The organism is Aestuariivivens insulae (genome assembly GCF_022662195.1).
GTDB lineage: Bacteria > Bacteroidota > Bacteroidia > Flavobacteriales > Flavobacteriaceae > Aestuariivivens > Aestuariivivens insulae.
The window spans coordinates 112,074-125,297 of record NZ_JAKMCS010000006.1 but is presented as its reverse complement, the minus strand read 5'-3'; the positions used below and the strand labels follow the sequence as shown (position 1 = coordinate 125,297).

At 36.8% G+C, this 13,224-nt stretch carries 10 protein-coding genes; 5 read left to right on the top strand and 5 right to left on the bottom strand.

The genetic code is table 11. The annotated features are described in order from the left end of the window. Positions 1 to 73 precede the first annotated feature (73 nt). On the top strand, positions 74 to 3,517 hold the full coding sequence (locus MR062_RS09240; protein WP_242203871.1) for a hypothetical protein: 3,444 nt from the start codon (positions 74 to 76) through the stop codon (positions 3,515 to 3,517). Positions 3,518 to 3,625: 108 nt separating this feature from the next. Here the strand turns inward: MR062_RS09240 and MR062_RS09235 are convergent, their stop codons facing one another. From MR062_RS09235 to MR062_RS09220, 4 genes are all read right to left on the bottom strand, one after another. After that, positions 3,626 to 4,531 (bottom strand): M28 family peptidase, encoded by a 906-nt coding sequence (locus MR062_RS09235; protein ID WP_242203870.1) that lies wholly within the window; start codon positions 4,529 to 4,531, stop codon positions 3,626 to 3,628. 88 nt (positions 4,532 to 4,619) lie between these two features. Beyond that, positions 4,620 to 5,360, bottom strand: coding sequence for a succinate dehydrogenase/fumarate reductase iron-sulfur subunit (locus MR062_RS09230; RefSeq protein ID WP_242203869.1), 741 nt, complete (start codon positions 5,358 to 5,360; stop codon positions 4,620 to 4,622). Positions 5,361 to 5,367: 7 nt separating this feature from the next. Then, entirely contained in the window at positions 5,368 to 7,380 is a 2,013-nt protein-coding gene (locus tag MR062_RS09225; protein WP_242203868.1) for a fumarate reductase/succinate dehydrogenase flavoprotein subunit, read from the bottom strand. A gap of 11 nt (positions 7,381 to 7,391) precedes the next feature. Further along, entirely contained in the window at positions 7,392 to 8,054 is a 663-nt protein-coding gene (locus MR062_RS09220; protein ID WP_242203867.1) for a succinate dehydrogenase cytochrome b subunit, read from the bottom strand. A 176-nt stretch (positions 8,055 to 8,230) separates the two neighbouring features. On the opposite strand from MR062_RS09220, the gene MR062_RS09215 reads away from it, so the two are divergent. Further along, positions 8,231 to 9,523, top strand: a complete 1,293-nt coding sequence (locus tag MR062_RS09215) for an aminopeptidase P family protein (RefSeq protein WP_242203866.1) — start codon at positions 8,231 to 8,233, stop codon at positions 9,521 to 9,523. A gap of 230 nt (positions 9,524 to 9,753) precedes the next feature. Here the strand turns inward: MR062_RS09215 and MR062_RS09210 are convergent, their stop codons facing one another. Continuing rightward, positions 9,754 to 11,076 carry an aspartate kinase gene (locus MR062_RS09210; protein ID WP_242203865.1) on the bottom strand — a complete coding sequence of 441 codons (1,323 nt, stop codon included), beginning with the start codon at positions 11,074 to 11,076 and terminating at the stop codon, positions 9,754 to 9,756. A 179-nt stretch (positions 11,077 to 11,255) separates the two neighbouring features. On the opposite strand from MR062_RS09210, the gene MR062_RS09205 reads away from it, so the two are divergent. From MR062_RS09205 to MR062_RS09195, 3 genes are all read left to right on the top strand, one after another. After that, on the top strand, positions 11,256 to 11,912 hold the full coding sequence (locus MR062_RS09205; protein ID WP_242203864.1) for a hypothetical protein: 657 nt from the start codon (positions 11,256 to 11,258) through the stop codon (positions 11,910 to 11,912). A gap of 87 nt (positions 11,913 to 11,999) precedes the next feature. Beyond that, positions 12,000 to 12,776, top strand: a complete 777-nt coding sequence (locus tag MR062_RS09200) for an alpha/beta fold hydrolase (protein WP_242203863.1) — start codon at positions 12,000 to 12,002, stop codon at positions 12,774 to 12,776. 61 nt (positions 12,777 to 12,837) lie between these two features. Next, positions 12,838 to 13,104 carry a hypothetical protein gene (locus MR062_RS09195; RefSeq protein WP_242203862.1) on the top strand — a complete coding sequence of 89 codons (267 nt, stop codon included), beginning with the start codon at positions 12,838 to 12,840 and terminating at the stop codon, positions 13,102 to 13,104. Positions 13,105 to 13,224 lie beyond the last annotated feature (120 nt).

Below are 13,224 nucleotides of genomic sequence, written 5' to 3'. Positions count from 1 at the left end.
AATCATCAAAGGTTACATTCCTGAGCTGAGCTTAGTCGAAGCGTGACCATTAAGAAACAATAGACATTAACAGATGAAACATATACTTACTTTTATTGTACTCTGTATTGGTGTTTTCGGGTTTTCGCAAGATCTGGAATCTAATTATAGAACTATAAAAGTAGCCATAAAAGACTCGATTAATATTGATAGTGTTAGTATAAATCCACACAGATTTTCAATTAAAACAAAGAAGGGCATCCCAATAGATACTACTTATTATCATGTTGATTTCCCAAAGGCCATTTTAACTTTTAAAAAAACCATAGCAACCGATTCCATTATTATCAACTATTTGAAATTCCCAGAGTTTTTAACCAAGACCTATAAACAATTGGATGATACTATTATTGTTGAAAATAACGAAAACGCCCAAACACTTTATAAGCTATCTGAAACCAACCGCAACAATAACTTCATCCCTTTTGATGGGCTAACCACTTCTGGAAGTATTTCCCGTGGTGTGACAATTGGCAACAACCAGAATTCGGTTTTAAACAGTGAGCTCGATTTACAAATCACTGGAAAACTTAATGATAAAGTCTCTTTGCGTGCTTCTATTCAGGATGCCAACATTCCGTTACAGGAGAGTGGTTATTCACAGCGATTGGACGAGTTCGACCAAGTATTCATTGAACTCTTTAGCGATAAGTGGAACATTCGTGCCGGCGATATCGATTTACAAAACACCAACTCTTATTTCGCCAATTTTTCCAAACGCGTTCAAGGCCTCTTTGTTAATGCAAATCTGGGCGATGAAGACCAGCAAACCAACTTATTTGCAGCTGGAGCTCTGGTTAGGGGGCAATTCACTACGAGTCAGTTTACTGCACAAGAGGGCAACCAAGGCCCCTATAAATTACAGGGCCGCAACGGCGAACTTTTTGTGCTTATCGTTTCGGGCAGTGAAACCGTTTATGTAAATGGCGCCCCTGTTAAGCGGGGTGAAGACCAAGACTATATTATCGATTATAATGCGGGTGAAATTATTTTCAATTCTACCTTTCCCATTACTTCGGAAATGCGCATTACGGTCGACTACCAGTTTAGCGAACGAAATTATTCGCGTTTGGTAGCTTACGGTGGGGGCAACTATAAAAGCAACAAATTTAAACTTGGGGTTTCGGTATATTCTGAAAACGATGCCAAAAACCAACCCTTACAGCAAAACCTATCGGAAGCACAAGTGCAAATACTGTCCAATGCTGGTGACGACCGAAGCCAGATGGTCGCTCCTTCCGAAGTTCAGGAAACCTACAGTGACAATAGGATTTTGTATAAAAAAGAATTGATAAATGGTGTTGAAGCTTTTGTGTTTTCAAACAATCCCGAAGATGAATTATACCGTGTTACTTTTAGTTTGGTTGGCGATGGACAGGGTGATTATATTCTAAGCAGTACCAATGCCATTAACAATATTTACGAATTTATAGGTGTAGGACAGGGCAATTACGCTCCCATTGTGCAATTGGTAGCACCTACAAAACTGCAAATTGCCGTTGTTAATGGGGCTTATAATCCGAATGAAAAAACCAACATAAGCTTTGAAGTTTCAGGAAGCAAAAACGACCTGAACTTATTTTCAACCACAGATGATGGCAACAACGATGGCTTCGCAGGCAAGCTTAAAGCAGAACAAACCCTAATAAAACGGGATAGCTCTTGGACAGTTAACGCTTATGTGGATACCGACGTTATCGATGCCAACTACCGTACCATCCAACGCCTGTACAAAGCCGAATTTAATCGCGATTGGAACCTAGAACAACCTACCGGAAATGAAGCGATAAGCAATTTAGGAAACCAAAAACTAGTATATTCAGGTATTCAGACCTACCATCCTAAAAAAGGATTTATCAATTACCAGTTTGAGCATTTAAATTTTTCGGAAGGTTTTAATGGTAACAGGCATGTTTTAAATACTAATTTGCTTTTAAACAAATTTCAAATTTCGTCTAGCTCCAGTGTATTAAATGCCCATTCCAATACAAATACCTCAACTTTTTTAAGGACATTCAACCGTATTGCCTACAGTATGAAAAAAAGCTGGATAGGCACCAAACTTGCTGTTGAAGACAACGAACAACGTGAGGTTTCCACACAAAACCTCACCCCGTTAAGTCAGCGGTTTAAATCCTACGAACTATTTACAGGCATTGGAGACAGCACCAAGGTTTTTGCTGAAATAGGCTATAAAAACAGGGTGAATGACAGTATTAGGGACAACCAGCTGCAAAAGGTCAATACATCCAACACCTTCTATTTAGATTCTAGGCTTGTACAAAACAAAAACACCAATTTATCGCTTTATGTGAATTACAGAACCTTAAAACATGAAGAAGGCACCAATACTTCGACTTCAACTAGCACAGGAAAAGAACAGTCTTTAAACTCACGCCTACAATACCTCCAAAAGGTTTTTGAGCAGCTTATACAATGGCATACCATTTTTGAAACCAACTCTGGTTCCTTGCCACAACAGGATTTTACCTATATTGAGGTTGAACCTGGACAAGGCACCTACACATGGATAGACTACAACAATAATGGCATACAGGAGCTTGAGGAATTTGAAATTGCCCAATTTCAAGATCAAGGGAAATACATTAGAGTACTGTTACCAAATAGGGTCTATATAAAAACCCACCAAAATAGATTGAGCCAAACCTTAACCATAAACCCGGCACATTGGTCGGTTTCCAAAAATAAAACTGAAAAATTCTGGTCGCATTTCTATAACCAAACCAGTTATTTAATTGACCGTAAAGTTAAACGAGATGGCAATAATTTCAACCTAAATCCTTTTAAGGCTAATAATGACAATCAATTAGGATTACAGTTAAACTTTAGAAATGTGCTATTTTTTAATCGTGGCAAGCAACGTTATACAACGTCTTACACCTATCTTTCCAACAAATCCCAAAACACCTTGTCTATAGGGCTTATTGAAAACCATTTAAGGAGCCATCAAATTAATTTTAACCATAAAATAATGGAAAGTTGGCTCATTACATTAAACTCTGCTTTGGACAATACCGAAAGCATCAGTCAAAATTTTACCAGCAAAAATTACAATTTCGATGAAGCCCGATTTAACCCTAAACTATCTTATCTTTTTGGCGACAATTCCAGATTCGATATTTATTATCAGCATGCCAGCAAGGATAATACTATTGGAAATGAAGAAAGCCTAAATCAGCAAAAGTACGGGACATCATTCACTTTAACTAAAAATGAAAAAGGGGCCATTAATGGGGAATTCAATTATTTTTCGAATCGTTTTACCGGAAACCCCAATACCCCTGTAGCTTACCAAATGTTAGAAGGGCTTCAACCAGGCACAAACTTTACCTGGTCTTTATTGGCACAAAAAAAGCTAACCTCTTTTTTAGATCTTAACTTAAGCTACTTTGGCAGAAAAACAAAAACCAGTAAAACCATACATACGGGGAGTGTACAGTTAAAGGCGTATTTTTAACCCAGCTTCTCGATACAATTTTACTTCACTATGTTTCGTAAAATCACTCGAATTAGTTGACCTTTACAGAAGTGACATAACTACTATTAAACAAACTTCTTGTAATTTTTAAAAAGAACGAGAATCGATTTGATTAAAAATGGCAATGATTTTCATTACGGCATGATAATAAAACTCTGGGTGTATTTTTTCAAAATCATCGGTAGGTTCGTGGTAATCCTCATGGTCTTCAACACCAAAATATAAAAACGGAATGCCTTTTTTATAAAACGATGCATGGTCTGATGAATAAATCCAATTCTCTTTATCGTCATAACCATCATGTCCTATTAAAAGTTTAATGTCTTTACAAGAGTTTTTATAATTTGAAAAAACAGGTTTAAAAATGGGGTGACTTTTTGCACCAACAACATACAACTCTTTCTTATCGCTTCGGCTTATCATATCCATATTAATATTCAAAAGAATACTTTTAAAAGGCACAACAGTATGATCCACAAAATACTTAGAACCTTGAAGTCCCAGTTCTTCACCATCGAAAGCAGCTAAAATAACCGAATGTTTTGGCGGATTATTTTTTAAATATTCTGCAATACTAAACAGTGCTCCCACACCAGATGCGTTATCGTCGGCTCCATTGTAAATCTTCCCGTTTTTAATACCTTCATGATCGTAATGCGCACTAATAACAATATATTTATCTGGTTTAACGGTTCCTTTAATTACCCCCAAAACATTAACTCCATGATATTCCTTTTTTTGTTTTGAAAACATAAATGGTTGCTCGTATGTTTTTCGTAAAGGTTTAACCCCTAGTTTAGTAAACACATTAATAATATACTTTTTGGTTTTAATAGCACCTTTGGTTCCGGTACGCCTGCCCTCAAAGGCATCGGAAGATAAGTTTTTGCTGTGGGTTAACAACTGCTCTTTACAAAACAACGATTCCTGTGCACCTAGGTTGACACTAAACAGAAAGCAAAAAAAGAATAGGTGGAAAATAAGCTTTGCCATAATCGGTTTTATCATAGCTTAAAGCTAACAAAAAAGACCCACATCTAAGATATGGGCCTTAATTATATTATTTATTTGCTAATGTTTCTTAAATAGAAGCCTTCATCAACTCTCTGTTCATTCTGGCAATATTCTCCAAAGAAATTCCTTTAGGACATTCTACTTCACATGCACCGGTATTGGTACAGTTTCCAAAGCCTTCCAAATCCATTTGCTCGACCATATTCCTAACGCGATCTGCAGCTTCTACTTGTCCTTGTGGCAATAAGGCATACTGACTAACTTTAGCACCAACAAATAACATCGCGCTAGAGTTTTTACAGGTTGCTACACAAGCACCACAACCTATACAGGTTGCTGCATCCATAGCTTCATCTGCAGCGTGTTTTGAAATAGGAATGGCATTGGCATCTTGGGTATTTCCTGAAGTATTTACTGAAATATAACCTCCTGCTTGTTGAATACGCTCAAAAGCTGTCCTATCCACAACCAAATCCTTAATTACCGGAAAAGCGGCGGCCCTAAATGGTTCGATAGTTATGGTGTCTCCATCCTTAAACATACGCATATGTAACTGACAGGTTGTTACGCCTCTATCGGGACCATGTGCTTCACCGTTTATATACATGGAACACATCCCACAAATACCTTCACGGCAATCATGATCGAATGCTACAGGCTCTTCACCAGCATTAATTAATTGCTCGTTTAAAACATCCATCATTTCCAAGAAAGACATATGCTCTGATATATCGGTAACCTTATAATCTACCATTTGCCCCTTAGAAGAAGCATCTTTTTGTCTCCAAATCTTAAGTGTCAAATTCATAGTCTCCTTATTTATATGAACGTTGTTTTAATTCTATATCCTTAAACTCTAATTCTTCTTTATGTAAAACGGCATCGGCAGGTTCTCCTTTATATTCCCATGCTGCTACAAAAGCAAAATCTTTATCATTACGCTTTGCTTCTCCTTTTTGCTCGCCACTTTCTTCAACCGATTCTTCCCTAAAGTGACCACCACAAGATTCCTCTCTCATTAAAGCATCTTTAGCAAATAATTCACCTAGCTCCAAGAAATCGGCCACACGTCCAGCTTTTTCCAATTCTGGATTCATCTCGTTAGCAATTCCTGGTACTTTCACCTCTTTCCAGAACTCCTCACGAATTTGTTTAATCTCAGACATGGCTTCTTTTAAACCTTTTTCATTACGAGCCATCCCCACTTTATCCCACATTACTTTTCCAAGTTTTTTATGGAAATAGTCAACAGATTTAGATCCCTTGTTATTAATAAAGAAATCTATTCTGTCCTGAACTGCTTTTTCAGCTTCTTCAAACTCAGGTGAATCGGTAGGTATTTTTCCTGTACGGATATCATTGGATAAATAATCCCCAATAGTATATGGTAATACAAAATAACCATCGGCCAGACCTTGCATTAAAGCCGAAGCCCCTAGGCGGTTAGCACCATGGTCTGAAAAGTTAGCTTCACCAATACAGTAACAACCAGGAATAGTAGTCATTAAGTTATAATCTACCCAAACACCTCCCATAGTATAGTGTGTTGCCGGATAAATCATCATTGGCGTTTTGTATGGGTTCTCATCAACAATCTTTTCATACATCTGAAATAAGTTACCATACTTGGCCTCTACGATTTTCTCTCCAAGTTCAATTATCTTTTCTTTTGAAGGATTTTGTATATTATGAATTTTAGCTTGCTCCTTACCGTAGCGTTCTATGGCTGAAGCAAAATCTAAATACACCGCTTCTCCTGTTGCATTTACCCCATAACCCGCATCGCAACGTTCCTTCGCCGCACGGGAAGCCACATCGCGAGGCACTAAGTTACCAAATGCAGGGTAACGACGCTCTAAGTAATAATCGCGTTCGTCTTCCGATAAATCGGTTGGTTTTTTACGTCCTTCCCGAATCGCAATAACGTCTTCCATGTTTTTTGGCACCCAAATACGGCCATCGTTACGCAGTGATTCCGACATCAACGTTAATTTAGACTGGTAATCTCCTGAACGCGGAATACAGGTTGGGTGAATTTGTGTATAACATGGATTAGCAAAATAGGCTCCTTTTTTATGGATTTTCCAAGCTGCAGTAGCATTACTTCCCATGGCATTGGTAGATAGGAAATAAACATTTCCATAACCTCCCGATGCAATTACTACAGCATGGGCAGAATGTCGCTCAATTTCTCCAGTTACTAAATTACGGGCAATAATACCTCGGGCTTTACCGTCTACAACAACCACATCCAGCATTTCATGGCGATTAAACATTTCAATTTTACCACGAGCAATTTGGCGGTTCATTGCAGAATAAGCGCCTAGCAACAATTGCTGACCTGTTTGGCCTTTAGCATAAAACGTTCTGGACACCAAAACCCCTCCAAAGGAACGGTTATCCAACAATCCGCCATAATCTCTAGCAAAAGGCACCCCTTGTGCCACACATTGGTCTATAATATTTGCAGACACTTCTGCCAAACGATACACATTGGCTTCACGAGAGCGATAATCACCTCCTTTTACCGTATCGTAAAATAAACGGTAAGTAGAATCGCCATCGCCTTGGTAATTTTTAGCTGCATTAATACCACCTTGTGCCGCAATAGAGTGTGCGCGACGTGGGGAATCCTGATAAGCAAAGGCCTTAACATTATAGCCTAACTCTGCCAATGTTGCAGATGCAGAGCCTCCTGCCAAACCTGTTCCTACAACAATTACATCGATATGACGTTTGTTTGCAGGGTTTACTAAATTGATTTTATCTTTATAGTTTGTCCATTTATCTTTAATTGGACCTCCCGGTACTTTTGAATCTAATGCCATGTCTCTATAGATTAATGGTGATTTAAATGATGATAAAGTGCTATGATTATAAATCCTAGTGGAATTATAATGGAATAGGCCCTACCTATTTGCTGTAATGCTTTTTTACGGCCTGCCGTAGCACCTACCGATTGGAATGCTGAAGTAAATCCGTGCGCCAAATGCAAACCTAAAAGCACAAATGCTACCGCATAAGCAGCAACCCGCCAAATAGGCACAAATTTTTCAACCAATTCATGATAATAGCGCGCTGGATCTTCAGGCTGTACATTAATGTATTTTACATTAATTTCATGCACCCAAAAATCGGCAAAATGCAAGGCTAAAAAAGCCAAAATAACAAGTCCGCTGTAAATCATATTTCTACTCATCCAAGTAGAATTTGCTGCACCATTGTTTTTAGCATAGGCTACTCCCCTTGCTTTTTTGTTTTGCAGTTCCAAAACAAATCCCATTATAAAATGGTATACAACAGCAAAAATCAATACAGGTTGCATTACAAATTGTATTAACCAATTGGTTCCCATAAAATGGGATACCCCGTTAAAAAGTTCGGCACTAAAAACCGACAAAAGATTAATTATAAAATGTTGTAATAAGAAAATCATGAGAAAGAATGCCGAAAGTGCCATGGCTACCTTCCTCCCAATCGAAGATTTAAAAAATCCGCCCATTATTTTTAAGTTAATTTTAAGATGTACAAATGTAGTTATGGACAGATTTATAGGCAAATAACTAGTGCCTTGTTTTTGCTATTTAGAATGGTTTTAAAGTGAAGTTAATAAATCTGCCGATTTTTATTATAGTATTACGAGTTTGCTTAATTTTATGGCCTAAAAATTACATTTTCATGAAATATCACCCAATAAACAATCAATTGTTCATTAAGAACCGCAAAAATTTTACAGCTAAAATGACGCCCAATAGTTTGGCGGTTTTTAATTCCAACGATATATACCCCATTAGCGCCGATAGCACTTTGCCCTTTGAGCAGCATCGCGACATATTTTACTTAAGTGGTGTGGATCAAGAGGAAAGCATATTGATATTGTTTCCAGACTGCCCTAAAGAAAAACATCGTGAAATATTATTTCTAAAAGAGACTAACGAACACATCGCCATTTGGGAAGGTGAAAAATTAACCAAGGACAAAGCTTTTGAAGTTAGCGGTATTAAAACAGTCTATTGGTTACAGGACATGGAAAAAATCATGTTTGAAATCATGACCCAATGCGACACCGTATATATTAATACCAACGAACACTATCGTGCCAATGTAGAAACAGAAACACGTGAAGATCGATTTACCAAATGGTTAAAGGAAAAATACCCTGCCCATGCTGTTGCTAAAAGCGCTCCCATTTTACAACGTTTACGTTCTGTAAAAGATCCCATTGAAATAGACTTAATACAAAAAGCTTGTAATATTACCGAAAAAGGATTTAGACGTGTTTTAAATTTTGTAAAGCCAGACGTGTGGGAGTTTGAAATTGAAGCAGAGTTTATGCATGAGTTTTTAAGAAACCGTTCTAAAAAATTTGCCTATACACCTATTGTCGCTTCTGGAAACAATGCCAACGTTTTACATTATGTAGAAAACAACCAACAGTGCAAAGCAGGCGACCTAATTTTATTGGATATTGGTGCCGAATATGCCAACTATTCTAGCGACATGACCCGTTCCATTCCTGTTTCCGGGCGTTTTACCGAGAGACAAAAAGCCGTGTACAATGCTGTAATTCGCGTTAAAAATGAAGCCACCAAAATGTTGGTTCCCGGAACCGATTGGACAGAATACCATGTTGAAGTTGGCAAGTTAATGACCAGTGAATTAATGGGCTTAGGGCTTTTGGATAAAGCCGATGTACAAAACGAAAACCCCGATTGGCCTGCCTACAAAAAATATTTTATGCATGGCACATCGCACCATATGGGATTAGATACCCATGATTACGGTATTTTAACCGAACCTATGCAAGCCAACATGGTGTTTACTGTGGAACCTGGTATTTACATCCCCGACGAAGGGTTTGGCATTCGTTTGGAAGACGACGTGGTAATCCAAGAACAAGGAGAACCCTTTAACCTAATGAAAAATATTCCTATTGAAGCTGATGAGATTGAAGACCTCATGAATTCATAACCCTTAAATCACTAAAAGCACTCCTTTGCGGAGGACAAAAATCACTTTTTCTAACATACGAAAACCTCACAGGTTTTGCTTGTACTGAGCACTGTCGAAATAAAAACCTGCGAGGTTTTTTCTGCCAAATATTTTAAGCCAACAAGGCTTTCTTTTTACATATGTTCTATAAATTATAAAGGGGGTGTAAAAACACCCCCTTCTATCGGAACAAAACTAATTTCGGAAATTTAAAGAGTGACTAATTCAAATAAATAATCGTTTAGTTTGTTCAGCGTAGTAACTTTATCATTTGAATTGATAAGCAATGAAATATTGTTACGACTTCCACCATAGGAAATCATTCTAATTTTAACGTCCTGTAAAATTTGAAACAGCTTATACGTACTTTCATGATTTACTATAGAGTGCCCTACCAGACACACTATGGTTTGGTCTTTATCAACTTCAATAGAAGCAAACTGCTCCAATTCTGCAACAATTTTATCTAAATTCCTATCGTCATCTATAGTAAGTGATACCGCTACTTCAGAAGTAGTAATCATATCTATGGACGTCCCGTAAGTTTCAAAAACCTCAAAGACTTTCTTTAAAAAACCATGAGCTTGCAACATACGCCCAGACTTAATTTTTATAGCGATGATATTATCTTTTGCAGCAATGGCCTTAATTCCATTTTCGGAAGTATCACTTGAAATTAAAGTTCCATAAGCCTCTGGATCCATGGTGTTTTTTAATCGTACCGGTATCCCGTCTTCCCGAACAGGCAATACCGTTTGGGGGTGCAATATTTTAGCTCCAAAATAAGCTAATTCAGCTGCTTCATCGAAGGATAAATTTGAAATGGGATGTGTGTTTTCAACATATCTGGGATCGTTATTGTGCATCCCGTCTATATCTGTCCAAATCTGTACCTCTTCAGCATTAATTACAGCCCCTATAATGGTTGCTGTATAATCACTTCCGCCGCGTTGCAAATTAGACACCGCACCGTTATCGTCTAAACAAATGAATCCTTGGGTAATATATATGTCTGATTCTGGAGTAGCATCAAAAGTCGATTTAAACTCCTTTTTTATGTATGCTAAATCTGGCTCTTTTGCGTTATTAATTCGCATAAAATCCAATGCTGGCAATAATTCGGAACGAATACCTTCTTGTTTTAAGTACGCATTAAACATATAAGTTGAAAGCAATTCGCCCTGGGCCAAAATTTTATTTTCCAATGTTTTTGAATACTCAGAATATGTAGCTTCTAATAAAAAATTAAAAATTTCGGTAACGTATGTTTTAGTATCACTATTTAATGAATTATCAACAAGAAGCTCATCTATGGTTGCAAAGTACGACTCATGCAACTTATTAATGGTATCTATAGCTTGATTAGGAATTTCATTTAAAATAGCACTGGCAATAGACACCAGTGTATTGGTGGTTCCAGACATAGCTGACAACACTACTATTTTCTTTGTTCCATCTGTAATAATACCCTTAACATGTTGCATATTTTCAACAGATCCTACAGAGGTACCACCAAACTTTAATACTTTCATGTGTTTTATTATTTACTAATTGGCTTATACTACATCTAAAACCATTATCTTTTATAGATGTTTCATTACCACCAATTTGGAGCAAAATTAAAAGTCAGATTCACATAACTAGAATTTATTAAAAAAAAAGTTTATATTTACACATATTGTTAAATAGTTAACACGCCTAATATTGACTCATGAAAACCGTATCTAATTGTGTTGAAGACATCCTAATCTCTCAACCCTATTTGGAAGAGGCCCTATCAAGAAACATTATCAACTTTAGTGCCTTGGCCATTGAATTGACCGAACCCATAAGTAAAATGCTAAAAAAGGAAGTGAAGCCTGGTGCCATTATGATGGCTTTACGGCGTTACAGTCCGCCACCAGCTTTATCCAATTCGGTTAAAATGAAACGGGTTATCCAAAACTTGGGAGATATTACGGTGAGATCGAATTTAACCGATTTTACAGTAAAAAATTCCGACACTTTAATTGACAACCACGCTAAGGTTTTAGACCGTATTAATCAAGAGTCTAAGCTATTTTATACTTTTACCCGTGGTATCCATGAAAGCAATATTATTATTTCCAGTAGTTTAAAAGACTTTGTTTTAGACCACTTTAAAAAAGAGACATTTTTAGCTGTTCAAGATGGATTAACAGCCATAAGCATTAATTTACCAGAGGACAATTCAAAAATTGCAGGATTGTATTATCACTTTTTTAAACGTTTAGCTTGGGAAGGTGTCGTTCTTTATGAGGTGCTTTCAACAACCAACGAATTTACCATTTTAGTAGAGGACGATTATGTAGACAAAGCCTTTAGCGCCATTAAGAAAGTTAAATTGTAAAAGCCAATAATTAGGATATTGCAGGCATTATTCAATACTATTACAAATAAGTAACTGCCCCAAAAGCAATTGCAAAATTATAAATAGATGAACCTCCAACATAAAAACACTTCTATTTTCTATACCGATGAGGGTCACGGAGAGGCTATTGTTTTATTACATGGCTTTTTAGAAAACTCAACCATCTGGGATCCATTTATAAATGATTTGTCCAAAAAACACAGAATACTATGCATTGATTTATTAGGTCATGGCCAAACAGAGTGCATGGGCTATATCCATACCATGGAAATGATGGCCGAAGCGGTTCATGCCGTGCTAACCCATCTTAACATTAAAGCCTGTACGGTTATTGGTCATTCCATGGGAGGCTATGTGGCCTTAGCTTTAACCGAAAAGTATCCAAATAATGTTAACGGTTTACTATTGGTTAACTCTACTTCTCAAAAAGATAGCAAAGAAAGAAAACAAAACAGGGATAGAGCCATAGCAGCTGTAAAGCACGACCATAGGACCTTTATACGCATTGCCATTGCCAATCTATTTAACCCAGAAAACAAAACCCAGTTCTCTAAAGCTATAGAACAAATCACACATGAAGCTTTAAAAACTCCCTTACAAGGTATTGTTGCAGCCCTAGAAGGCATGAAAATAAGACCAGACCGAACCAAAATCCTTAAACATTTTAACTGTAAAAAAGTAATCTTTATAAGTGAAAAAGATCCAGTATTAGACTATAAATCACTTATAAAGGAAGCTAAAACAGCTAAACTTGAAATAGTAGAATTTCCTGATGGACATATGAGTTTTATAGAAAATGAAGCTTTTTTCTTTCTCAATTTAATGCATTTCATCGAAAAATAATGATGTTTTGACGATTTATCTGATTTTTTTTCTAAGTTTATCATGCCTTAAATTTAGAATCATGAAAAAAACTACTAACAAACCTACGTTTTTCTCAAAAATGTATTGTAACGTTTTTGGGCATGATTATCAAGTAACTAAAAAAGTTACCCATCATGTTAAAGAATACAGATGTTGCCATTGCAAAAAAGAATTAACCACAAATAGCAACGGCAAACTTACCGAGCTCACTGCTACTTTTAAAGAAATTAATGATGTACTAGCCTTTATGTACAGCAGAAAAATTAGCAGGATAAGGCAAAAAACGTACAGAACAAACGCCGCTTAAAACACCCTTTGTAAGTTTCATATTTTTTTCTACCTTTAACTCCCTTTAAAAGAACGAGTTAATAGCAAAACCCATGAAACACATTTATTGCTCCTTATTTGGCCATGAATTCCAAATAAC